At 45.4% G+C, this 24616-nt stretch carries 17 protein-coding genes and 2 pseudogenes; all 19 read right to left on the reverse strand.

The window, feature by feature from the left end; all coding sequences use genetic code 11:
* Positions 1 to 511 precede the first annotated feature (511 nt).
* The 19 genes and pseudogenes from H6A32_RS14290 to H6A32_RS14380 all read right to left on the reverse strand — a co-directional run bounded on the left by H6A32_RS14290 (position 512) and on the right by H6A32_RS14380 (position 24497).
* Positions 512 to 1159, reverse strand: coding sequence for a flavin reductase family protein (locus H6A32_RS14290; protein WP_204864670.1), 648 nt, complete (start codon positions 1157 to 1159; stop codon positions 512 to 514).
* A gap of 269 nt (positions 1160 to 1428) precedes the next feature.
* Positions 1429 to 2052 (reverse strand): type III toxin-antitoxin system ToxN/AbiQ family toxin, encoded by a 624-nt coding sequence (locus tag H6A32_RS14295; RefSeq protein ID WP_204864671.1) that lies wholly within the window; start codon positions 2050 to 2052, stop codon positions 1429 to 1431.
* 326 nt (positions 2053 to 2378) lie between these two features.
* Positions 2379 to 2705 (reverse strand): DUF6664 family protein, encoded by a 327-nt coding sequence (locus H6A32_RS14300; protein ID WP_204864672.1) that lies wholly within the window; start codon positions 2703 to 2705, stop codon positions 2379 to 2381.
* An 87-nt stretch (positions 2706 to 2792) separates the two neighbouring features.
* On the reverse strand, positions 2793 to 3131 hold the full coding sequence (locus H6A32_RS14305; protein WP_087211768.1) for a hypothetical protein: 339 nt from the start codon (positions 3129 to 3131) through the stop codon (positions 2793 to 2795).
* A gap of 128 nt (positions 3132 to 3259) precedes the next feature.
* A pseudogene (locus tag H6A32_RS14310) lies at positions 3260 to 8107 on the reverse strand (N-6 DNA methylase); the annotation flags it as partial.
* A 1442-nt stretch (positions 8108 to 9549) separates the two neighbouring features.
* A complete protein-coding gene (locus tag H6A32_RS14315) occupies positions 9550 to 9948 on the reverse strand; it encodes a TnpV protein (RefSeq protein ID WP_346342290.1) in 399 nt (132 codons plus the stop codon).
* A gap of 794 nt (positions 9949 to 10742) precedes the next feature.
* Positions 10743 to 11015 carry a hypothetical protein gene (locus H6A32_RS14320; RefSeq protein ID WP_204864673.1) on the reverse strand — a complete coding sequence of 91 codons (273 nt, stop codon included), beginning with the start codon at positions 11013 to 11015 and terminating at the stop codon, positions 10743 to 10745.
* A complete protein-coding gene (locus H6A32_RS14325; protein ID WP_204864674.1) occupies positions 11012 to 11230 on the reverse strand; it encodes a hypothetical protein in 219 nt (72 codons plus the stop codon). Before H6A32_RS14325 ends, H6A32_RS14320 begins: the two co-directional genes overlap by 4 nt.
* Before the next feature lie 143 nt (positions 11231 to 11373).
* Positions 11374 to 15588, reverse strand: coding sequence for a SpaA isopeptide-forming pilin-related protein (locus H6A32_RS14330; RefSeq protein WP_346342291.1), 4215 nt, complete (start codon positions 15586 to 15588; stop codon positions 11374 to 11376).
* Between the two features lie 226 nt (positions 15589 to 15814).
* Positions 15815 to 16750, reverse strand: coding sequence for a ParB/RepB/Spo0J family partition protein (locus H6A32_RS14335; protein WP_204864676.1), 936 nt, complete (start codon positions 16748 to 16750; stop codon positions 15815 to 15817).
* Complete coding sequence (locus tag H6A32_RS14340) at positions 16704 to 17531, reverse strand: ParA family protein (protein WP_204864677.1); 828 nt, start codon at positions 17529 to 17531, stop codon at positions 16704 to 16706. The genes H6A32_RS14335 and H6A32_RS14340 overlap by 47 nt, the downstream gene beginning before the upstream one ends.
* 172 nt (positions 17532 to 17703) lie before the next feature.
* Positions 17704 to 19089, reverse strand: coding sequence for a HEPN domain-containing protein (locus tag H6A32_RS14345; protein ID WP_204864678.1), 1386 nt, complete (start codon positions 19087 to 19089; stop codon positions 17704 to 17706).
* Positions 19090 to 19183: 94 nt separating this feature from the next.
* On the reverse strand, positions 19184 to 19795 hold the full coding sequence (locus H6A32_RS14350; protein WP_204864679.1) for a hypothetical protein: 612 nt from the start codon (positions 19793 to 19795) through the stop codon (positions 19184 to 19186).
* A gap of 12 nt (positions 19796 to 19807) precedes the next feature.
* Complete coding sequence (locus tag H6A32_RS14355; RefSeq protein WP_204864680.1) at positions 19808 to 20560, reverse strand: hypothetical protein; 753 nt, start codon at positions 20558 to 20560, stop codon at positions 19808 to 19810.
* 146 nt (positions 20561 to 20706) lie between these two features.
* Positions 20707 to 20976: pseudogene (locus tag H6A32_RS14360) on the reverse strand (DEAD/DEAH box helicase family protein); the annotation flags it as partial.
* A 3-nt stretch (positions 20977 to 20979) separates the two neighbouring features.
* The gene (locus tag H6A32_RS14365; RefSeq protein WP_204864681.1) at positions 20980 to 21495 is read right to left on the reverse strand and encodes an NADAR domain-containing protein; all 516 of its coding nucleotides are present in this window, start codon (positions 21493 to 21495) and stop codon (positions 20980 to 20982) included.
* A gap of 28 nt (positions 21496 to 21523) precedes the next feature.
* Positions 21524 to 21961, reverse strand: coding sequence for a hypothetical protein (locus H6A32_RS14370; RefSeq protein WP_204864682.1), 438 nt, complete (start codon positions 21959 to 21961; stop codon positions 21524 to 21526).
* Between the two features lie 263 nt (positions 21962 to 22224).
* Positions 22225 to 22938: a putative ABC transporter permease gene (locus tag H6A32_RS14375; protein WP_204864683.1), complete on the reverse strand. Its 714-nt coding sequence runs from the start codon at positions 22936 to 22938 to the stop codon at positions 22225 to 22227.
* 188 nt (positions 22939 to 23126) lie between these two features.
* On the reverse strand, positions 23127 to 24497 hold the full coding sequence (locus H6A32_RS14380; RefSeq protein WP_204864684.1) for a HAMP domain-containing sensor histidine kinase: 1371 nt from the start codon (positions 24495 to 24497) through the stop codon (positions 23127 to 23129).
* Between the last annotated feature and the right edge of the window lie 119 nt (positions 24498 to 24616).

A 24616-nucleotide genomic window follows, 5' to 3' on the forward strand; every position in this document is an offset into this window, starting at 1 on the left:
GCTGCGAACCCACAACATTATAACATAGGAGGTTTTTCCTATGGTACCTTATGTAACGCTACGGCTTCGCCTATTCCCCCATCTCAGATGGGGGTTTGCGAATTATTCAATCAAGAACAGTACAATTTCTCCTGTTTTCTTTTCTGCCATAATATCAATGGAGTATAAATCTCCAAACATTTCTTCTATCGTCATATAATAATTCTCCCGTTTTGTTTTCCACAAATCCAAATTTTCTACTCTACAACTTAGGATTTATCTGCTTTTTTCTTTTGTCTTTCGTTTTCTAATATTGTAATCGCAAATATCGCTATACCAAACCCAATTATGCAGATTAGCGTTCCGCTAAGTGAGATACTTGAATTTATAAATCCAGTAAACTCATTTACCACCGCAAGCAAAATGAAACAAAAGCATATTACTAATGCAATCTTAGATATTACACTATAATTCTTCATTTCTACCACCCTTTCAATTATGCAAACTTCGATTTTCTACAACTTAGGATTTATCAATCATATTTTTCGATATTTATAGTAGCAATCGCAGATTGATTTGGTTCACCAGTAACAAGGTCTTGCGGTGCTGGTATCAACATCATAAAACCCTTTTTTCCGTATCTCTGCTCATAGCCCTGTGCATATTCCTTTTCAACAGAAATATGCTGCACTTGTCCGACAATCATGGCTGTAATCCCTGCGCCGCTTAAATCCTGTGCTTCTTTCAAAGTGCATTCCATATTGATAAAAGCCTCTTGAATAGCTGGCGCATGGATTGTTTTCGCATTGGAAAGAGTAAAACTTCCTACTGCAAATTCATCAGTTTCTATGTCATTGTGGTTAATCGTATCTACCAGTTTCTCATAATAACTTATTGGGAGAAAGTTAATACAAAAGCACTTTTCTCTTTGAATATTGGCGTAGGTATGCGTGTACTGATATAGGTTGCCCATCACGGCGAAGAAAGCAGTTTTATCCCCATGAAAGCAGCTCCACGAATGGAAACAAACATTTGGTTTCCCGTTCTCTTTCCATGTGGTAATTGCGAACAAAACCGTTGGTATTCCTGCGGTTACTTCAAAATGCGAAAACAATTCAAATTCTTCTGGATATGCGGGTTTGAAATACTGCGGAAAATCTTTCCCAATCTCTATTTTCATTGCAACACCTCCTACAAAAATTCCAATTTGTTTCTGCGACAATTTTACCACACTTCTTTCTATCTGTGAATACACACTATTCTCTCTAAGCTGATGATAATTCTAAGATTCTAAGATTTTTGTATTACATAGGTCAGCCAGTCGATCTGTTTCACTCTCCGCACCACATCCAGCTCAACATAAGGCATAAAAATAGCCGGATGATCTTCTTTTCTCGAAAACCATCCGGCTATGTACTATAAGTTTTTATTTTATTTTTATATATGTAGTTAAATACGATACGAATCCGCTACTGACTCTAACTTTTTATAATCACAATGGAATTTGAGGACTTTTCCAGTTTTTATCTGCTTTTCATATATCTTCGTTGCTTTTTGTCGAATGCCATCCTGCACATTTTTACAAAAAGCATACTCTTTATATGTCAATACCCGCCAGTCATGCTCGTCTTTTGGTATATCTGATGTCAACTCTAAATCCACATAAGAAAATACTCCATCTATCACTGGAATCATCTTTTTAATCTCAAGAATAGAAAGGATTCGTTTCTTATAGTAGTCAAAATCTTCTGCTGAAACGCCTTTTTTTGCCAATGCTGCAGTGTTTGTAACATTCACAATAATATCTTTGTCATCATAAACAGCCGTCCGCATATCAATAATTTCATATATCCTATAATATGATTGATGTACATCTGCCCAGGATTTGTGTTTCTCTTTTGCAGAAGTAAGCGGTATTACATATTTTCTATCGTGATTTGTAACCAATATTCCCAAAAATGGCTTCTTTGCGTAATCCGCGCTTCTTCTATACATTACTTCACTATCAACCTCATGCAGTGCCTGCAAATAATTTAAATCTACCTGAACAATTTTAAACTCTTTGAATTTCATTGTACTTCTCCTAAAAATATAGGGGAAGCATTTTGCTTCCCCTATAAGCCTTATCGTCTCCCATTTCATAATCTCAAAGATTATATTCTTCGGTAGGGAATCACCAAATCTTTATCGTCTCTCACTTCAACGCCTTTGGTGGAGAATCACCACACGTTATCGTCTCCCATTTCATAATCTCAAAGATTACTAAGGCAGGGAATCGCCTTTCTTTAATTATAATTATACACGCTTTCATATTGATGTCAAGATACCCTCGCTGCTCCTACTTGTGTCTGCGTGTATATAATAGTATATGCGATAATTTAAAAATTACAAGACTTTTTTTAGATTGCCCCGATCTTTTTCAGATACGCATATCCGTCCGTATGTCCCCGGAAATAGATCTGGCAACGCTCTATCGTCTCTTTCTCAAACATCCTGCTCATATATCGTCTCACAATTTCATGTTCCTCGGCTGTAAGGCTGATGGCTCCGCTCCCCTCCGTCACTTCCAGAATAAACGGATACCTGCTTTCCATCTCTCCAAGTTCCTGGCACATATTAGCATAGTCCTCGTCTTGTTTTTTCAGATCCACCATGATATCGCTGTCAATCTCCATAAAACTGTCTTTGATCCGCTCCACCAGATCATAAAAATCTGTCTTCTCCAAACTGTTCATCCTCTCTGTTCTGCTAATCTGTTTTCATCTCTTACTATATCCAGTTTTCGATCTTTCTACAATCCAGTCTGCTGTTTCCTACAAAAGTTCCAATAGCTGCAGCACTTCTATGGTATGCTGACATCCCATGAGATAAAGCTGTATCCGTTCATAATCTTCCCGGTCTGCGTCCAATGCGAGAAATCTGGACAGTGCTTTTGTCTGTTCCAGGGTCAGATTCATCGGCGTTTCGATTTTATCCCGGTCGATCAGCGTGGAAATAAACGGATATTGGAAAAGAAGTTTGTCGCTTTCCTCTACAATCCGGCTGTATTGCGGGGACGTTTTCAGACGCTTTTTGCAGTTCTCACTGACGGTATCTACGACAGCACACATCCAGATTGGCAGATCATCCGTATCGATCTCTGCTATCTTCATAGCCTTTCTTTCCCTCCTTTCCTCTGCCACTATAGCAGAGATTGCCTCTCCCGGCGATTGTGCGTTTCTGCTATTCGCACATCAGACAGGCTATGTACCACGGTATCAGTCTCCCGATACCGCTTTTCTTACCGTACCCAGGCCGCTTTTTCCCGTTCCGGCTCGATCTCTTCTGTTTCCGGTTCTTCCTCCATCACAACCCGGTCTTTCTTATCCATATCCAGAAGCACATTCAGTTCTCCCAGCCTTGCCACCTTCTCTGCCAGTTCTTTTTCCTGCGGAAATTCTTTCTGCGCCTCCGCTTTCGCTGTCTCCAACTGGCTTTTCGCTGTTTCAAGCTGTTCCCTGCAACGGGAAAGATTGTCCGGCAGCTCATTCATCTTATTGTCAAGCCTTGTGATATTTCCATAAATGTCCGTTCCAAGCGGCACTTTATAGGTGCCTTTCCCATGTAACGCAATGACAAATTCCTGACTGACAGAGGAATAAGACAATTCCATAGACAGCCCACGGTAGGTTCCCAAAGGCACAGGTTCCGGGGATTTCATAGCTTTACAGGCTTCTATGATCGCCTGCCCTGCTTCTTTTTTCTCTGTATAAACATGATCTCCGATCTGCATGACCGGAAATGCCTCCCGGTCTGTCGGCGTATGCGCCTTGACCTTTTGGATATCTTCTTCATACTGGCGGATCAGAAGTTCCTGCTGTCGTATCTTCTCCGGGAAATATTTCGCTACTTTATCTTCCATTTCATATCTCTGATTTAGAAAACTCTGCTTTAATAGCTGTAGCCTGGATACCTGTATATCCAGATCCATCTTTTCCTTGATGTGCGGGTTTCCGGTGGCAAGTGCCTTGATCTCCGCATAGGACAGAGCCACTTCGTCTATATCCTCCACGCTCCGTGCCGGGCTTTTGGAAGTCATGATCTGGCTGATATATTTCTGCTTGTTCTCAATGGTCTGATAGAGATAAGCGTCAAAGGTTCCCTCTGTCACATACCGGATAATCTCTACTTTTGGGTTCTGATTCCCCTGCCGGATGGTCCTGCCTGCCCTCTGCTCCAGATCACGGGGACGCCAGGGGCAGTCCAGATCGTGACTGGCAATGATCCGGTCCTGCACATTTGTCCCTGCGCCCATCTTAAAAGTACTGCCCATAAGGATACGGACAGCGCCCCGCCGGACTTTGGAAAACAGTTCCTTTTTGCGCACATCCGTATTGGCGTCATGGATAAAGGCAATCTCCTCCGGCGGGATTCCCCTTGCCAGAAGTTTATCCCGGATGTCATTGTACACGCTGAATGTCCCGTCTGTTTTTGGTGTGGACAGGTCGCAGAACACAAGCTGCGTCAGCTTTTTCTCCTTTCCGTCTTCCCAGTGCCGGTAAATTTCTTCCACGCAGGCGTTGACCTTGCTCCCCGGATCATCCGGCAGGAGCGGGTTGGAAAGTCTCTGGTCCAGAGCCAGTTTTCGCCCGTCATTGGTTATCTTGAGCATGTTGTCTTCCCTTGGATTGACTTCATTGTTCCGCACTCTCTCCGCACGGTTTCCCAGTTCTTCCACCATTTCTTCCTGCAATTCGGTAGGTTTTACTTTTACCACCCGGTATTCTGCCTCCGGCACAGGCAGATTCAGCATATCTGCCGTCTGGATGTCAGCCACTTCCCGGAACATCTGCATAAGTTCCGGCAGGTTGTAAAACCGGGCAAACCGTGTTTTCAGCCGGTAGCCGTTCCCCTCCGGCGCAATCTCCAGAGCGGTCACAGTCTCCCCAAAAGTGGACGCCCATGCGTCAAAATGCTGTAAGTTTTTCTCCGCCAATGTTCCATACTGCAGATAACGCTGCATGGTATAAAGTTCTACCATAGAATTGCTGACTGGCGTTCCTGTAGAAAAAATTACACCCTTTCCTCCCGTGATCTCATCCAGGTAGCGGCATTTCATATACATATCAGAGGATTTCTGCGCTTCGGTCTGTGCGATCCCGCCTACATTCCTCATTTTGGTTGTCAGGTAAAGGTTCTTATAGCCGTCCGCCTCATCCACAAACAGTCGGTCCACGCCCAGTTCCTCAAACGTAATCATATCATCTTTCCGGCTCTGGTCATGAAGCCGTTTCAGGCGTGTCTCCAGCGATTTCTTGGCACGCTCCATCTGTTTTACCGTAAAACGGCTCCCCTGGATCTTTTTTGCCTCTGCGATCCCTTCAATGATTTCGTCAATCTCCATCTGCAGCATACGTTCCTGCCGCTCGACACTTAAGGGAATCTTCTCAAACTGGGAGTGTCCGATGATCACAGCGTCAATGTCGCTGGTAGCGATCCTGCCGCAGAACTTTTTCCGGTTTTTCTTCTCAAAATCCTTTTTTGTCGCCACTAAAATGTTGGCTGCCGGATAAAGCTGGAGCCACTCAGCGGCGAACTGCTCAATGATGTGGTTTGGCACAACGATCATAGATTTGCTGCATAGTCCCAGCCGTTTGCACTCCATCGCAGCCGCCACCATCGTATAGGTCTTTCCTGCGCCCACCACATAAGCCAGCAGCGTATTCCCGCCGTAAATGATCCGGGCCACTCCGTCCTTCTGGTGTTTCCGCAAAGTAATTTCCGGGTTCATACCATAGAAATGCAGGTGGCTCCCGTCATACTCCCGTGGCCGGATCGCATTGAACCGCTCATTATAATCTTCGGTCAGCCGCTGCCTGCGCTTGGGATCTTTCCAGATCCACTCCTGGAACGCCTGCTTGATCAGATCCTGCTTACCCTGCGCAATAGCAGTTTCCTTTCTGTTCAGGATTGGCTTACGTTTTCCCTCCGCATCCTCCACATAATCAAACACACGGGTATCCCGCAGATTCAGCGTATCTTCTATGATCTTATAGGCATTTACCCGGTTTGTTCCATAGGTGTTGGTAACACGGGGATTTCCCCGGTCCATGCTCTTCCCTTCGATATTCCATTCCCCGGTATGCCGGGAGAAATGGACTTTGATCTTCCACTGGGAATAATTTGGCGTCTGCAACAGTTCAAACATAAAATCTGCGATATCCGATTCCGGTATCCATGTGGCTCCCAATCGTACACTGATCTCAGAAGCGGTCAGATCCTTTGGCTGTACCTTTTCTAATGCCTCCACATTGCTCCGGTACACCTCTGAGATCTCCGCTGCACGTTTTGCCTCCCGCAGTTTCTGACGCACATTGCCGGACAGATACTCGTCCTCAGATACAAACCGGGGCTGATCCATGCCCTCGGACTCCGGCAGACGGAAGATCACGCCTTTTAGTTCTTCTTCCACCTCCCTGGCGCTTTTCCCGGTCAGGGAACACAGATACTCCATATCCACACAGGCTTTTTCAGAAAGGGACAGAGATAAAGCCTCACTTGCGGTATCCACTTTCGTTACCGTCTCGTGAGGCTTGATCGTCCGTTTCGTGAACATATCCGCCTTCCGTTCCAGCGTTCCGTCCTCTGCCACAATCTCAAGCGAACAGAGAAGAGGGTAACTACTGTCATCAGAAAACGCCATACTGTTTGCCCTGGAATTCAGCAGTCCATACTTTCTCTGGATCAGATCATACAAATGGTTCAGCTTTTTCTGCTGTCTTTCAATCTCTTCATCCGGATACCCTTCCGCCTGATAAGTGATCAGCTCTCTGGTACAGTCCCGGATAGCAATCATGCCTTTCACACGGTTCTGCGCTGTCACGGACAGTTCCACGGGTTTCATGCGGCTGTTTTCCCGGTAATAGATCTTCCCGTCATAGACCGTATAGGAAAAGTTCGCCACAGACGGATCAGCCGGGATCGAATGATCCTCTTCCTCCACCAGCTCCTCCACCTCATAATCCGTGATCTCCGCCTCAAGGTTTTCGACTGTCTGCTCCAGAAGTTCCTTGAAATCCCTGTCCGGATAGGGTTTGCAGATCAACTGAGGGCCATAAGGCCCGGACACGATCTCCTGCTCGCCCAGTACCATTTCCGGGTGCTGCTGAAAATAGGGATTGATACTGACCACCCGGTGTCGGCTCTCGCCCTGTTCATTTACATAGTCATTTTCATAGAGGCGCTCCACTTCCACCCAGTCCGGCAGATCCACATTTAAGTCTCTCGGCGTCTCCCGCTTCTGGAAAAAGAGAATATCCGTATTGATCTCTGTTCCGGCATTGGCAAGGAAAGCATTATTTGGCAGGCGGATCGCACCTAACAGGTCGCACCGCTGGGCGATATATCTCCGCACCCGGTCATCCCGCTTATCCATTGTTCCACCGCTGATGCCGTTGGATGTGATCAGCGCAAGCACGCCTTTCGGCCTCGTCTTGTCAATGGACTTGGCAATAAAATAGTCGTGGATCAGAAAGTTATACTTATCGTATTTCCTGTCCAGTACCTTATAACTTCCAAACGGCACATTTCCGACTACCACATCAAAAAAGCTGTCCGGCAGGTCTGCGTCCTCAAAGCCCTGAACGGCGATGGTGGATTTCTGGTAAAGCTGCTGTGCAATCCGAGCGGAAATGCTGTCGATCTCCACACCATAAACCTTGCAGTCAGACAGGCTCTCCGGTTTCCGCCCGATAAAATTCCCCGTTCCGCAGCTTGGCTCCAGAATGTTCCCGGATTTCAATCCCATGTTCTCCAACGCCTGATACATGGCGCTGATAACCACCGGCGGCGTATAAAAGGCGGTCAGTGTGGATTGTCTCGCAGCGGCATACTCTTCCTCTGTCAGAACTGTCTTTAATTCCAGATATTCCGTTGACCAGGAAGATTTCGTCTCGTCAAAAGCGTCAGATAAGCCGCCCCAGCCAACATATCCGGCAAGGATCTCCTGTTCCTTTGGCGTGGCAAAGCGGTTTTCTTCCTCACACTTCTTCAATAGCTGGATCGCCATGATGTTGGCACGGAACTTTTCTTTTTCGGTTCCTTCCCCTAAATGCTCATCCGTGATCTGATACTGTCTGCGGCTCTCCTGGGGAATCTCCGGATGCGGATCAAACCCTCTTACCCTCCCAGCAGGTTTCTTCTGTGTCCATGCCGGGGCCAGATCCTCCAGAAGTTCTTCCGGTTCCTTTTCAAAAGGATTGTCCTCCGGTTTTATTCCGGTAAATCCTTCCTCCTGCTCCTGCACCATTTCCTGTGTGGCAGCCGGTTCCTCCCTGTCTTTTTCGGCTGGTTCCTCTGATGGTTTCCTGTCCGCTCTCAGATGATCATTCGCTGGATTCTCCCGTACCCGGCGGTCAAATACCTCTCTTGGCATTTCCTCTGTAAAAAGCGGATACATCTGGTCACGAAGAACCACCATCTCATCAGAGATAAAGTCGATGGAATATTCCTTTGTGCCTATTGTGACAATCGTATCCACCTGCAGGTCATAAGGCGGATTCATGGCCGGTAAGTCCGTAATCCCGGCGATCAGTTCAGACACTTCGGAATAGTTTTCATCCTCCGTGTCCATCCCTTCCCGTACACTGATCAGATAGCTGTAAATTTCCTGCACGGACTGGGGATCGGCCAACTGTTCCTGCAACTGTCGCAGAACATCTTCCTGTGTCTCTCCCGCCTCAATCGTATCCTGATATTCATACCAGTCATACGACTGGTAAAACGCATTGAGACATCCGGCCAGAACCTCCTCCCGGCTCTGTGCCGGAACAGGCTCCGGGGGAGCCTGCATGTTTTCTCTTTCGGCTGGTATCGGAGTAAATAGACTGAACGCTCCGTCCTGATAATCCGTAAGGTCTTTATATGCCTGTTTCATGGACGGGTATCGCTGATCGTAATCTGCGGTTCCCGCAAGAACCTCTTCCATCATGGAAAGGATTTCTTTTACCCGGTCTGGATCATCAAGCTGCGGGCGGATCTGCTCCACTGCTTTATGATATTCCATGCCAAACGGGTACGGACGTAAAACTGTCTCCGGCTGATGATAGAAAAAGTTATAAATGCTTCTCGCCAGAATCATTCTTTCATACTCCGGGATATACGCCAATTCCCTTTCTGTCATATACCGTCCGACAACAATCAGCTCCTCGATCCGCTTTGCAACCGCTGTCCATTTCAGAGTAGTCTCATAATTTTTCCACTGGATCGTGTAACCTTTCGCATTTCTATTCTGGTAAAACCTTTCTCCCAAATAATCACTTAGAGAGCCTCCCATTCCATATTCCTGCTTTAAAAATTCAGCTCTCTCCTTATTGCTGTGTCCTTGCAGAAAATAGGAATAAATTCTGTATTTTCCATGTTCAAAGGGAGGGCCGGGCTGCAGCGCATGGTCAATGATTTCCTGTGGCATAGAAAAAGCAGGAGATTCCTCTCCTGCCAGTTCTTCCAAAAATGTCTGTTGTTCTGCCACCGTTGGCTGTGGCTCTGCAGTCGGTTCCTGCCTTTCCTCTTCCGACTGTGGTTCCTGTCCGGTTAGCTGTAGATCAGCTCTTTCATCACGATCTCTTCCGCTGCCTGCCGGATGTTGTTCATCTGCTGTACCCACGCCATCTGGTCTTTCGCTTTCAGTTCCTCTGTCACGCCCCAGGCTGCTTTCATCTGTTCGGTCAGAACTTCCATCCTCTCCTGTGCCTCTCTCTGCACTTCGTTCAGATGTCGGTTCAGTTCTCCTTTTGTCAGCAGGTTCAGATACATCCCGTACCGGTAATTTTTCAGATAAGTATGACGGAGGGAAGCGTACTTCCCACGGTGTACTTCCGGTTCGTCCGGCACGGTCAGATCCGGAAGAAGATAATCGCCCTGTCTGCTGTATGTGATCGCTCTCATGTGTAACGCTCCTTTCTGTAATCTGTTCTCTGTTTTCGCTTTCATTATATCGGCCTGTCTCTTTCCCGGCAAAGGTGCGACTATTCTTTCTCTCTGCCTTTCTCAGCTTATTGACAGTATCGGAAATCTCGGATAATGCCATTTCCGCCACATCACTGGCCGCAACACCAAACAGGTTGACCATTTCCGGCGTATTAAAGTCCGTGATATTCCGGAAGTCCTCTGTATCCAGATACAGGTCGGTATCCACGCCGCACCGTACCATAACCATATAAGCAACACTGGTCGATAACAGCTGGCGTGCCTCCACCTCTACGTTGTACTCGTCTACCTCTTCCAGATAACTGCCTTTCCGTCCTTCAAGCAGATCCGGCAGATAATCCGCAAGGTTATCTTCTGCTGCTGACTTTGCCGCCTCCAGTATGGTTTCCGCAAATCCTGTCACTGTCTCGTCCACGCCAAAGGCATTGGCAAGGGTTTCCCTCACATCCGGCTGATATTCTTCCGGCACTTCCCACAATGGCACTGGACGGAGCAATCGGCGGTAACGTCCTTCCTGCGTATCTAAAACGTCATAATAGTATTTCAATCTTAGTTTCGGGCTGTCCTTGTCAAAAACTGCGATCCCTTTGGAATCCCGCTTTACCCACCGCCCAAACTTCTCATTCCAGACTTTCATAGGCAGCACGGCGGACGCCTCCGGGCGCTGCGCATAGATTAAGATCTGTTCATCAAAAGGCAGACGGAAATTTCGGCAGGCGGAGCACAGGAAAGACATCCAGTTTTCCGGACTGGCTGTGACTTCCTTCACTGTCTCCGCATACAGGTCTGTGATCAGGTCATATTTCTTCTTTGCCATACGTTCTGTCTCCTTTATGCTTTTTCTCACTCATGGGCCGATACCGGATTCCATTCTTCTCCATCTGCTTTGCAAACTGGCGGATATTCCTGCATTTTCCGTCTATTTCCACCTGTTCCTCGCTGTGGTAACGGCAGAATGCGCAGGAACTGTCCCCGTTTCCATACTCTAGACACAAAAAAGAACTATCCGGAAGCGAAAAAAGCGGGTTCCCCCGGCTATCCGTAAAGCAGATCACTTTTCCACTGCTCATATCTCCCCGCCTCCCAAAAATGTGATAATCTTTCCGGCTTTTACTGCTTTCTGGATCTCATTGATCATCCCGATTTCTGCCACGGTAATCCCCGGCAGGGATAAAATATCATCCATCGTCATATTTAAAACTGCTTTCTCGCTGTCAAATCCCGCCTCCATCAGCTTTGAGAGGGAGCGGACAGCCTTATGGTTAATCTGTGCCAATTTTTTCATCTCCTTTCGCCTGTTATGTAAAGAGGCGGCTTCCCGCCGCCTCCTGTCATGTTCTGTCTATTTCTTCCGGTTCCGCAAGCACAGCCAGATCAATGTCCCTGCGATAAATACCACTAAGGCAACTGTTATCAAAACCTTTGCACTCACGCCTTATCTTCCTCCTTCCTTTTCCTTATTTTCACTGCGGTCAGAATGCCAAAAGCTGCCACTCCCGCACCGGACAGGGCAGATAACCCGATCCAAAGCCCCGGCCTGCTGTCATCCCCGGTCTTCGGTGTCGTGATCAGTTCCTCCGGGATCTTCTCATTCGTCATCGTGGCTTTTACGATCTGACCGTCCTCCTTAATCTCAAAGGCGTATTCGGACTCATCAATCTTGTAGCCTTCCGGTGCATTGTACTCCTGATAGGTGTATTTCCCGTACCGCAGGGTAAAGGTGGCGATCCCGTTCTCGTCTGTCACGCCTGTGGCAACGATATTTCCATCTTCGTCTTTAATCCGGAACCCGGCGTTTGGAAGGGGTTTCCCGTCTGCAACGTCTGTCTTGGTCAGTTCTAGTTTTCCGGTAATCGGCTGATTGATGAAGCCAATGCCCGCCTCGTTTTCCACATCTACGATCTTTCCGTCCTCGCTGATCTCAAAGTAATAGGCGTTCTCATCCAGCTTAAAGCCTTCCGGGGCAGTCTTTTCTTTTACAAAATATCCTCCGTAGAGCAGACCGTCCGTCTGGTAAATGCCCTCTGAAATTTCCGGGATTTCTCCCACAAGCTCATCCTTTTCGGTCAGTTTCTGGTCTTTGTCCGTATCTGCATACAACTCAAATACAGCGCCCGTCAGCTTGTTCGCCGGATATTCTGCGTCCACTTTTGTCAGACGGACACTTCCCTCAATGAGTTTGTTGATCAGTTCCACCTCGATCACTTCCTCATCTTCCGTAACCGATACATAGTGGATGGCCTCATTCAGCACATATCCTTCCGGGCTTGCAATTTCCCGGACGATCCATCTGCCAAAGGGTACATCCTCAAATGCAAAGGCCCCGTCCTCATCAGAAGTAGTTACCATTAAGGCAGTATCTTCCGTAAATTCTTCTGTACCTGCGGAAAACAGACCGATCGTTGCGCCTTCCAGCGCCTCCCCGTCCGTATCTACTTTTTTACCGGAGATTTTCCCCCGAATCAGCTCATTCTCAATGGCATTTCCCTCATTTGCGGAAATATGGACCACAGCGGTGTCCTGCCCCTGGTAGGTAAAGTCCACAGGATAGGTTTCTTCTGACAGAAGATAGTGCTGATCCGTAGCAACTTCTTTCACATAATACTTGCCAAACGGCAGGTCTGTCTGAAATGCGGCAGTCCCCTCTGCATTGCAGAACACAATCTCGATCAGGCCGTCCGCCGGGATCACGGAACCGTCCGCTGCTGTCAGATCCTCTGCGGCATACAGTCCAAAGGCTACGTTCTGGATCTCTCCCGCATTTCCGATTCCAAAGATCTCATCCTGTTCCAGTGTCTTTGTGAGGTCAACCGTCACTTTCTGCCGCTCATTATAGAAAGCGGTGTCCGCTTCTGTTACAGATACCTCCTGTCCGGCATAGGTCAGCTCCACCTCATGGGTTTCGGTATTCAGCACCAGACCTTCCGGCGCTGTCTTTTCCACGATCTGATACTTGCCCAGATACAGCTCTTTTGTCTCTGCTTTGCCTTCCTCATCTGTGGTAATGGTATCCACCACTTCCCCGGCGGCGGCCCGCACGGTTCCGTCCGGCGTCACGATGTCCTCGGCGGCGATCACTTCATATACTGCTCCGGCCTGCCCGGTCACTGCATAAACAGGCGTATAAAGGTTCTCGCCTTCCGCAAGATTCCCGTCTTTGTCTGCCACACCGTCTCCGGACACCTGCACAGAAGAAAATTCCTCGCCGGTTTTCGTCACAAGGATCTTGCCTTTCTGTGGCATATCCTCTTTCTCCACCGTGATCACAGTCACGCCACTGTCCTCCCCGGACTGTTCCTCAGATACTGTAAATGGAACCGGCGTACTGTCCAGTACATACCCGTAAGGAGCCTGCACTTCCACTAATGTGTAATTTCCATAAGGCAGTACCTCCGGTGTGATCAGATAACCGTCACTTCCGGTATAGAAAGTATCCAGCTTTGTGACTTCCGGATAGGTATACTGCATGGTCACAAGGTTCCCGGATTCGTCATAGATCTGGAACCCGGCTCCCGCAAGGGGGATGGTGTTTCCCGTTTCTGCGTCTTTCTTGACTACTTTGATATAGGATTCAAACAGGCGGTTGTTGATGAGGTAGCGGTAAACTTCTCCGTCACTGCTGATATACACATCAAAGTCTCCGATCATCTCCCGGCCTTCCCAGCCTTTTGTCTGGTGTACCGTATAAATGCCATAAGGCAGGTCTTTCGTCTCGGCATATCCGTTCTCATCACACACCAGCGTATCCCGCTCGCTGTCCTTTGCGCTGTCATAGCTGCCTGCACTCTTTAAATACACCTGGAACTCTGCGCCTTCCTCCGGTGTTTCGATCTGCGTACTTCCGTCATCCGTGTGCTTGATGATTGAAATTCTTCCCTTGATAACCTGTTCCGTCACATCATTGGAAGTATCGTTCAGCTCTACCGTATAAAGGGTTGCCTCCGCTCCCACATGGTAGGAAGTCTCATCCAGAAGATACCCTTCGGACGGGCTGATCTCCCGGATTGTCCAGTTGTCTCCACACACATAATATTTCGTGGTAAAACTGCCGTTGCCGTCTGTCGTATAGGTGTCGATCAGCGTATCCCCGTCATAAATCCTGTACACTGCGCCTGCCAGCGTAGCGTCTCCCTGCGGGGTTCCTGTCTCCCGGTCTGTCTTTGCGACGGTTACCCGGAACTTTTTCAGCACGTTATGGACGGTAGCGTTAGTCACTTCATTCCAGTTGACCGTCACGCTCTGGTCCGCCGGAACCACATAGCGGTCTGCTGTCTCCACTTCCTCCAGCGTATAGGGCGTATCGCCGGAGATCAGAATATCAGAAAACATGGCAACACCTGCGCTGTCTGTAACCGCATACTCATCCACCGGAATACCGGAAAGAGAGGTTCCGTAGAGATGGAACTTCATGCCTTCCACCAGGCCGTCCTCAGAAGTCTTGGTCACTTTCAAATCTCCACGCTTGAGGATATTGGAAAAATCCACCACAGCGGTTTCCCCGCCTTTGACCTCCACTGTCTGCGCTTTCTGCGGTTCATACCGGTTCTCCGTCAGCTCCGTTACCGTATAGGTTCCCGGCTGGAGGTTTTCCACCTTAATGGTTCCATCCTCCCCGGTTGTCACGGTCTGGTCAATCCCGTTTCCCGTGATCTGGAATTTCAATCCGGCCACCACACCGTCCTCGGAAGTTTTCACAATCTGGATATGCCCATAAGGGATTTTCACATTTAGATATGCTTTCACGGCTGCGGTATTCTCCACGCCCGTGACAATGTCCTGCAAAGACGGATCTCCATAGGCGATCAGCTTGGCGCTGCTGCTCACGGTAGGGATCTTCTTGGTTGCGGATAACTGCACGTTCCCGGCAATCGCTTTGCTGGACGTGATGGTCAGTGTATTTCCGGATTTGCTGACTTTCACATCACTGTTGGATGATGTGAAATTGAATTTTGACAGAACGCCGTTGCTGTCCGTCAGTTTCAATACATACTGTTTGCCGTCCCATTTCAGTTCCTGGGGAGTGCTGTCTGTACTTCCGGACGCAAAGCTGGGGATAATCCCGTGGCTAACCATGCCGGAAATGATCTGCTGATAGGCCGCCGCTATCCCGCTGTTCGCCCCGCCTACGCAAAGGCTGTTATAAAATTTGGCGTCCGTCTGGGCATACGGGGCGCTGGCATTCCTGCACCCGGTCACGATCTCCCATATGACCATCTGTGTCGCAAGGACTTTCTCATCTTCCGTGCCGGACAGACTGCCCATGCTGCCCTGTGCGCCATACAGCAGGGCAAGATTTACAGCGTCCTGTTTTGCCTTTCCTAAGTTGTTCCACACCACAGAAGCGTCCTTCTCCAGTGTGTTCCCGGTATGCAGGGAGATTCCCGGCTCGATACAGTAGGCATTATCCCCATCTGCATAGATCCGGGTTCTGGCCTCTCCCGCATGGCTGAACGTGACTCCGTTATGAGACGCAGTCTGCTGATAACGGATGGTATTCCCGTTTCCGTCATAACAGTAGGCGAACGTGATCGTTGCCCGCTGGGACGCAGCCGATACCGTGGCTGCCGGAAGGACGGACAGTGTCGTGATCGCTGCCAATGCCAATGCGACTCCTTTCCTGAATAACTGTTTGATTTTCTTCACTTCATTCTCCTCCATTTCTGAGCCTTTCGGCCCACATAAAAAATCCCTGCTTGCTGGCAGGGCTGGGTACTGATCCGGTGGAATGTGGATAGCCACCGGCTCCTTATTCTTCTTTTCGGCTGGTAAACTGCTGGTAATCCGGAAGGGGTAGGGTGTGGGGAGGGGAAACCGGAAAACCCGGAAAAAGGAAAACACCAAAGGAACCCACTTTCCCCCAGGCGTTCTCTTACCTTTCCCGTCCTCTCTCCCGTCTGCGGTACAGTTCCAGTGCCTTAATGATCGTGTCTTCCATCTGCTTTGGCGTGGTTCCCGGAGAGAAATATTTGTCAATCCTCTTTTTCGGGATTTTAAACTGCTCCACCTGGTTCGGCTTTTCCTCGGTCATGATCGACAGGATCACATCCTCATTCAGCTTTCCCGCCTCTGCAAACTTCCGCATTTTAATCGCCTGTGCATGGCTTGGAGTACAGTCCTCCAGTTCCATTGTGTCAAAAAGTGTCTGCTGTTGCTCTTTCGGCAGGTAAGACAACTCTACTGCCGGACGCATGGCAATCTTTCCCTCATCCACCATATCCAGAATAGGTGTAATGAGTTCAGTAAGGCGGATATAGCGGCGGATTTGGTCTTTACTCTCTCCAACTTCTTCACCTAAAATTTCATCCGAACGTCTCCCCTTCAACTTTGTCGCCAGTGGCGACGAAGTTAAATCCGTTCTCTGCCCCTGTCGTTTCATTGCGTCTAGTTTCATCTTATAGGCAAAGGCTTTTTCTGACGGTAAGACTTTATCCCTTTGCAGGTTGGAGTCCACCATAATAATCGTAGCTTCATCATCTGTCAGATTTCGCACAATACATGGCATATCCGTTTTCCCGGCAAGTTCACTGGCAAATTTTCTCCGGTGTCCTGCCACCATTTCATAACCGCCTTCCGGTTTCGGACGAACCAGAGCAGGATTGACCACGCCTTTCTCCCTGATACTGGCCGCCAGTTCCAGCATACTTTCATCCTGTTTTACTTTATACGGATGATTTGGAAAGTCGCTGATCTCCGTCAGAGGAATATCTGCTACATACTCCCGTTTTGCCTCGTCACGTTCCTCCTGTGTGCTGAACAGGTCATCGGCTACGGGAAGGTTCAGCTTTATTTCTCTGCCTTTCGCCATCCCGTACCACCTCCCTTGTAAATGACGCATAGGCTTTTGCAACTGTTCCGTTTTTGTCATAACGGTAAATGCTCTGTCCTGCGGCACTTGTTTCCGCCGCTTTCACGCCAACCGGAATAACAGTCTGGTAAACCTTAATCATGCGCCCGTAATTCTGACGGATACTTTCTGCGGTCACACGGGCCAGATTTGTCCGCATATCCGCAAGCGTCAAAAGTACACCGTCCACCTTCAGCGCCGGATTGATCTGCCTTTGCACCTTCCCGATTGTTTTCATAAGCTGTGTCATTCCCTTTGCCGGAAGATACTGGGCCTGTACCGGTACAATCACACTGTCAGACGCCGCCAGCGCATTGATCGTCAGCATACCCAAACTCGGCATACAGTCAATCAGCACATAGTCGTATCCTCTTTTCACTTCATTCAGATAATTTTTCAGCGTGAGTTCCCGGCTCATGGCATTGACAAGCATAACTTCCAGTCCTGCCAGTTCGATATTGGACGGGATTAAGTCAACGCCTTCCTCATGGTGTAAAATCCCGGCGTGGCTATCCATTTCCCGGTCAGCCACAATCCCCTCTAACTGTGTGGCAAGTGTCACAGAAAGATTATCCTGCTCCGGCCATCCCAGTGAGGTTGTCAAATCTCCCTGCGGATCAGCGTCCACTAAGAGAACCTTTTTCCCTTCTCTGGCAAGCCCGATTCCTAAGTTGACGGTTGTGGTGGTTTTTCCCGTTCCACCTTTCTGGTTGGCAATCGCAAGTACTTTGCAATTTACCATCACGGTTCCCTCCTTTCCTAAAAATTTAATAGCCATCTTCCCGTGTGGGGAAATGGCTATGTATAAAAATGGGCATAAAAAAAGCCGGAGGATTTTCAGTCATTGAAAACCTTCCGGCTATGTATTTCTGTATTCAATTATTATTAGTATAAAAAGAGTAATTGATCAAAAGTTATCTTATAAGGACATCCGATACTATCTCCTTTATTTGTTCATCAGCATACCCAGCATAGCGTAATATAATGCAATAATTGACGTGTTCTACAAAGCGAACTGCATCAATTGTTTTTATATCCGGTTGATACTCTCTCTTTTCATGTGCCAATTCATTACGCCATAAATTAGCTGCTTTTGCCAAATCAGAAATATCCTCTCCGAACCATTCTGAAAGAACCGTTTTTAGAGGTAGCCAATTTGAATATCCTTCATATACTTTCATAATTTTTTCTTCAAGCGATATTTGTGGTCTTAATGATTTTTTGAAATCTTTTGCTTTTTTCTTCTTTTTCCCCGTAACAGTTTTGATATATTCCTCAACAAGGACTTGCATATCATTTAAAAATTCAATCGTTTCATCTGACGATATTTCAGGTAGTAAAGTTCTTACATAATATTCAAAAGCTGCTGTTATATGTAAGCTTTGTTCTAAATCAATAAGATTTCTATATTTAAAAGAAGGATGTATACTACTTCCGTTAACAATAGCAGTCCCCTCAGCTGATTGCTCCAAAAACATCTGAAATAATTCTTTAAGATTAGTCGAAAACAGTCTGCTATTTGGTACTTTTTTAATTTTCTTTTCATCTTCCAATGGCTCAAGATATTTCTGTGAAAAAATAATTTCTTGTTGTGTATAGCCAACCACTTCAACTATTTTTCCATTTTCGTTTCGTTTTCTCGGATATTCTCCAATAAGTATCGCACTCCTTAATCCGATATTCTGTCTGTTGCAAACAAAGACAAAAAACGACCTTACTCCTTCATACAACCCTTTCAGATAATCTAAATTTGCTGTTTTAGGAAATTTCAAAGAAATCTCTGATATAGTTTTAGCAGTCTCTCTAACATTTGCATTTCCTTTCATTTTGGTATCAAAAGAAACAGAGACATCTGTGTCAGCGTATTTTACATCAAAACTATACAAAGACTCTTTGAGCCTTGAAAAAATAACTTCTTCTTTTGTAACCGTCGCTCTACCTATGGATGGTATAAAATAGTCCAATTCCGGAAATTGTAATCGCATTTCTGTATATTCACTATGCCCTTGAAAGTTTTCAATAAAGAAATCAACGGATCTCATCTGATTAAAACACGATACATATTTAGGAATTCCATTTTCAATCTCCATAATACTGTTTGTAAGAGGGACACTTAATTTAAATAAAATATTCCCCCCTGTCATCATTCCTAATTTTTTCCCAAAAATTATATCCATATCTTCTGGAACCGTAATGATTCTATTTCCTATATATATATTAATATTCTCAGTATCCGCATCATAACAAAATGGGAAATCATATCCACATATTTCCGTAGTTCCGCTTAACTGTTGAGACATATTATTTTCCCCCTTTTAATCTTTAAGCTTTCAAGAAAAAATGGATAGCCGATAGATTTAGCATTTACAACCCAATCTACTATGTATTAAAATCCTATCCCTGCTCTACATCTATATCTGTTATTGTTCCATAGAAATTATTTGTATAATTATTAATTACCTGTGTACTTTGTGCAGTTTGTTTTTCAACTTCAGTAAAAGTCATGCCGTCCCCTACTATTCCATTTTCTTCTAACAGTAATGCCCAATCTAATATTTTATTTCTCACTGTACTCAGTATCCTATATAATTCACTTTTAGAAGAAAAAAACTCAAACTTTGTCGGCAAATTATCAGAATTTTCATTTAACCAATCTGCTATTTTTCCATTAACAGATGAACTTATAGTTGCACCTTTACATGAAGTATATAAATCTTGTATAGCAGAAATAGATGTTGGTATTGGCATTTTAGAAATAAAATCTGCTATTTCTGCTGACACTACCACAGGTATCCAGCCATAATAAGGATTCCATGCTCGTACTTCTCCAACCATATAACGATATTTAGGAACTTTTTCGTCATATCCATTTTGCTCTTGTCTTAACCACTCTTCAAATTCTTTTAAGTTGAGCTTTTTGGCTACTAAATATGCTTTTCTCATTAAAGATTCAATAGAAATACTTTCATCCAGTGCCTCTCTTTGAAGTTCAATTATTATTCCCATATCTAATCCCACCTAAACCATTGGCAATAAACTGGCAATCCCCGAAGCAATAACGCTGCCTGCTACACCTAAAGACAAATTCTTAATATCTCCTAACAATACTTTGATTTTTGATGGGTTCTCTTTTTCTTTCAGTAATCTTTCGATTTCGGAAAGTTTGTCCCTCATTTCACTAGCCAATTGTCCATATTCTTCATCAAACATCGGATCATACTTTTTTATTTTTCTTATAATTTGAAAGATTTTCTCATAATCAAATTCTTCTGAAACATTTTGCTTTTGATTCGAATTTACAGTGCCTTGTTGAATTTGAACCCCGGTTACATTTCCATAAAAATTGTTTGTATTATTCATATTTTTCTGCACCTCCCTTTCTAGCATACTACCTTTCTCCTTAAAATAATCTATTCCATCCATTGTTAAAATAATTTCCACTTCTCCACTCACGCAAATATTGCTTTGTGTACTAATACAATTATGTAATTTCAAATCATCCATGATATTATAAATGTTCATTCTAATGTTTGGAATGCTACTAAACATATCAACAGAACCTACAATTGTATCCTTACCTGTTTCATTACGCTTATCTAATACTATTTTCAAAAATACTTCGCTATCTTTACGCAATTCTGTACTCCCCCTCGCAATCATTTGACGTTTTAAACTATATTCCAATTCGTTTTGGATCTTTTTGATACCACTTTTATCTAATTTTATTGATATTGCCATTTTATTCTCCCATCCCATTAATGTAATTTCCATTACGAATTTTTCTTGCAAAAAGTCACAAAATCATTTTGTCCGTCTGGTATCATCCAGTCCGTTTCGTCCTATTCTGTCCACAAAATTTGGACGAAACAGCATAGAAAAGCACTAAATATACCTCATATTCCGACTCCGGCACACTAGGAGACAAAGTACTCTACGGCGTTATGAGGAAAGAATTCCTTGAATTCACCGTAGAGCTGCGCGGCAAGTGTCTTATTGTGGGCGATAATAATCGTCGGTTTATTTAACTGCTGGATGACGTTTGCCATCGTAAATGTTTTTCCGGAACCGGTGACACCAAGAAGGGTCTCACACTGGTTTCCCTCCTTGAAACCTTGAACCAGCTGCTCGATCGCCTGAGGCTGGTCACCGGTTGGCTTGTATTCTGATACTAATTCAAAGTGATCCATGATTTATCCTTGCTCCTCTACCTGACGGATTTTCTTCTCATAATTCCCTTGTTTGATATCTTTCCGAACATCCATCAAAATCTTTCCCAACAGATTTTGTCCGTTCCATCTCTCTACGCAAAACCTGTCCTCATCTTTCATAGATAGTCCAATTCCCCAGATTCTATCCTTTACCGCACATTCTGCAATTATCTCTTCTCCTGTTCTTTCCAACCTTTTCCTAAGTTCAGAATTTTGGCGAAACTTCTCCAAGACTCCTTTGTAAACAATTTCTTCTCTTGATTTTACCCAGACTGTATCATCAAAATTTTGTACTATTCTTCCCAAAGCCTTGATCTCCGCCACGTTATCCTTCTGTAATATTTTTTTCGCTGTCTCCTGATCATGAAACAGAATTGCCTTTTCGTACATCATATACTGTTCCATTGACGAGAATGTAATATCATCAACAGTAAATTCAGACAAATACCAATTACTCAGATATCCATTCTCCTCGTCCGGATTATGAAAACATATCACTGCTTATTCCTCCCGTAATCATTTATACCTATTTTTGTGTCCCAAGTCCACACTGTTCTCCTACCTTACAGACAGCCACTTGCAAATCAAGATCATGAAGTCCTGGATACCCTTCAAACATAAATTCAACTGGAAGCAATTTGACGACTTCTTTACTTGTCATCTTATATAGCCATTGAAACAATGCATAAAACTGACCAATCCAGTTCGGCGCAAATCCCTTTGCCACTTTTCCATGTTTCGGTTCATACTTATCATTTTCCAGAAAATAATTGAATAAAGATTCGGCATCCATAGTTGAAACATACGCCTGCCCTTCATCTATCAGTGCTCTTGTACGGCTTTTCATATAAGCTTCTATGAAATCTGCCACGTCTATACCAGGACAATGCTCTTCTGCATACTCAAATAATTTTCCTTGATTTTCAATCACTTCTTCCAAATAGGCTTCGCTGAATACATCCATTTTTCTACCTCTTATATCAATTTACTAAACACATTTTCAATCTTGTTCAAACATTTCGAATAACTGACTCTTATTAGAATCCATTTAAATAGAATCCCTCTCCGCCATTGCATCCATTGCCTTTTCGCACATTATAACAAATCTTTCCGCAAAAGTATATAGGACAAGTCCCAAAATCAGAACAAACATTCGATCGTGTGCTCCATATCCATTCTTTCTCCCTTTTCTTCTCTATCAGAAAACCCCACCGAAATCGATGGGGCTTAACTTTTTGTTTCCTGTACATATATTTTTTCACCTGTAACTGTGCTTTTCATTTTCGGAAAATATCGTTGCAGTGTCTGGTCAGGGAAGCATTGATCCAGCACATATTCCACAATATTTTCCTCTACATTCCGGCTCTGTCGTTCATGCATTCTTAGCAGCGCCGCCCCGGTGAGAACCTGAGAACAGACCATGAACACCAGAAATACTCTCATTGCGGTGTTCGGTCCTGTCAGAACCGGAGTTTCCAGTTTTCTCCTGATCAGAGGATAAATCTTCCACACCCAGGCAACGCCGATTCCTCCCCACACCAGGCAGAACGGGAGGTTGATGTACTTCCCGATATGAAGCGGCATTGCGGAATAATCCCAGAACGTCACTTCCAGAAGGTGCTCTCCCAGATAGCCGCACAGAAATTCAAACAGTGCGCCTAGAACAGTACATTTCACAAACAGATATAGCTTACTGTTTTCCTGATCTTTTGCAGTAAATAAATGCAGAAGTACTCCTCCGAATCCCCATATGCAGCTGATTGGGAAAAACAGGTTGCTGGTTCTGCTCGTAAATTCATGAAAATCAATCCAGCACCATATGGATTCAATCAGAAATCCTCCGACACCGCAGATAACATAAATCCAGAACAGCCTGTAAAAGGTTCCCGCCCATTCTTCTTTTTGTATCTTTTCGTTTTTCAGACTTATGATATGTTCCATAGCTTATTTTTTCTTTTGAATGTTCTGTTCTCCTTTCTCAGAAATCTGCTTTTATCCTACCTTTTGTTTACAGAATGTTCCTGTTTTGTTTCACAAATATGAAAAAGAATCCCACAGAGCTGTAACTGTCCCGCAGGATTCTTTCTTATTTTTGCTTCGGTATCGCAGGCACCTGTCTGGCTATCGTTCTATTCGCCTGCCGTCATATCGTTTTCTCCTTTCGGAAACGTAAGAATAATCTTCAGTCCGTCTTCATTTTCGGCTTTTGCAGATCCGCCATGCTGTTTCATAATATAGTCTGTCACATAAAGCCCTACTCCGCTTCCTTTTTTCTGTCTGGACTCATCGCACCGGTAAAACCGCTCGAAAATCCGTCCGAGTTTTTCCTCCGGCACGCCGTTTCCGTTGTCTTTCCACTCCAGCTTGATCTCTGATTCTGTCTCAGCTACCGTAATATCAATTTCCACCGGCTCTACCATGGCATACTTCATGCTGTTTTCCAGAAGATTATCCAGTATTCTCCTTACCTGTTCAATATCAAACCGGACTTCCGCTATCAGCTCTTCTTTTTTATGGAAATGAAATTTCAATTTCCGAGGATCAGCAGTCACTTCTTTTTGCGCCACATAAGACGCCGCATATTCCGCCAGATCTGCTTTTATCATATGGAACGGCATCTGTCCGCTTTCCATACGTGAAAAGTCAAAGAGTTTCCGGAGCAGCTGATTCATTTCTTCTGTAGATTCGTACGCCGTTTCCAGATACCGTTTCCTCTTTTCTTCCGTATCCGCCACGCCGTCGAGCACTCCTTTGATGTATCCCCGAATGGAAGTCAGCGGGGTCCTCAGATCATGTGAAATTCCTGTAATCATGTCTGTTCTCGCTTTTTCTGTCTTTTCCCGCTGCCTTTGGTCTTCCAGAATTGTGTGCTGCATCTCATTGAACGTCTCGCAAACATGTTCAAACTCCGCTTCTCCCTGATACCTGATGTTCTCTTTTAAATTTCCACTTTTGATCCATTCCGCTCCTTCTACCAGCTGTTCCAGCGGCTCCATGACAACCCGGTTCATTCTGCGTGTAAAGAAGGATGCCAGAAGAAGCAGAACCGCAATTGCAGCAATGCCGGCCAGGAAGACCACGCCCAGGAACATATAAAAAGCACTGTTCAGGGACAACGCTTTTCCTCCCCAATCCGCGGAATGAACCTCGGCAATATAAATCTCCTCATTCGCAAAATATTTTCCTACAATCGTTGCGTTCAGAAATGTAAAGACTTCTGTCTGTCCATCATGGTATTCTTCCGATTGAAAAAACTCAGCCAGATCTTCCATATGCTCGTCATCAGCTCCGCCCACGACACGACCATTCCGAAAAAGCGCTGTCCGGTATTTCAGATTTTCTGCCTCTTTTATAAACTCCTGTGTTTTTGCCGGATCTGTCTCTTCGATCAGCTGTGCCACCTTCCATGCATTGGAATCCACCTGGTTCTGGCTTATGGAATGAAGCTGCCTTTCAAGGGAATCCTCAAACAAAACCAGCACTCCCAAAATAATCAGCATGAAAGAAAGTTAGCAACCCCCATTTCAAATGGGGGTTTAATTTTAACCCCTCCAGGGTATAGTACTGGTATCCGCTAAAGCGGGTTCGCAGACACCTTGCTACTGGCAGCCTCCCATGG

Origin of the sequence: Drancourtella massiliensis (assembly GCF_016900655.1) — a bacterium.
Lineage (GTDB): Bacteria > Bacillota > Clostridia > Lachnospirales > Lachnospiraceae > Sellimonas > Sellimonas catena.

Excerpts from the sequence above, each read along its gene's own strand:
- H6A32_RS14355 (WP_204864680.1), bottom strand. The coding sequence starts at position 20,560 with ATGGAAATTACATTAATGGGATGGGAGAATAAAATGGCAATATCAATA.
- H6A32_RS14295 (WP_204864671.1), bottom strand. The coding sequence starts at position 2,052 with ATGAAATTCAAAGAGTTTAAAATTGTTCAGGTAGATTTAAATTATTTG.
- H6A32_RS14315 (WP_346342290.1), bottom strand. The coding sequence starts at position 9,948 with ATGAAAGCGAAAACAGAGAACAGATTACAGAAAGGAGCGTTACACATG.
- H6A32_RS14335 (WP_204864676.1), bottom strand. The coding sequence starts at position 16,750 with ATGGCGAAAGGCAGAGAAATAAAGCTGAACCTTCCCGTAGCCGATGAC.
- H6A32_RS14380 (WP_204864684.1), bottom strand. The coding sequence starts at position 24,497 with ATGCTGATTATTTTGGGAGTGCTGGTTTTGTTTGAGGATTCCCTTGAA.
- H6A32_RS14345 (WP_204864678.1), bottom strand. The coding sequence starts at position 19,089 with ATGTCTCAACAGTTAAGCGGAACTACGGAAATATGTGGATATGATTTC.
- H6A32_RS14340 (WP_204864677.1), bottom strand. The coding sequence starts at position 17,531 with ATGGTAAATTGCAAAGTACTTGCGATTGCCAACCAGAAAGGTGGAACG.
- H6A32_RS14350 (WP_204864679.1), bottom strand. The coding sequence starts at position 19,795 with ATGGGAATAATAATTGAACTTCAAAGAGAGGCACTGGATGAAAGTATT.
- H6A32_RS14375 (WP_204864683.1), bottom strand. The coding sequence starts at position 22,938 with ATGGAACATATCATAAGTCTGAAAAACGAAAAGATACAAAAAGAAGAA.
- H6A32_RS14325 (WP_204864674.1), bottom strand. The coding sequence starts at position 11,230 with ATGAAAAAATTGGCACAGATTAACCATAAGGCTGTCCGCTCCCTCTCA.
- H6A32_RS14370 (WP_204864682.1), bottom strand. The coding sequence starts at position 21,961 with ATGGATGTATTCAGCGAAGCCTATTTGGAAGAAGTGATTGAAAATCAA.
- H6A32_RS14320 (WP_204864673.1), bottom strand. The coding sequence starts at position 11,015 with ATGAGCAGTGGAAAAGTGATCTGCTTTACGGATAGCCGGGGGAACCCG.
- H6A32_RS14305 (WP_087211768.1), bottom strand. The coding sequence starts at position 3,131 with ATGAAGATAGCAGAGATCGATACGGATGATCTGCCAATCTGGATGTGT.
- H6A32_RS14290 (WP_204864670.1), bottom strand. The coding sequence starts at position 1,159 with ATGAAAATAGAGATTGGGAAAGATTTTCCGCAGTATTTCAAACCCGCA.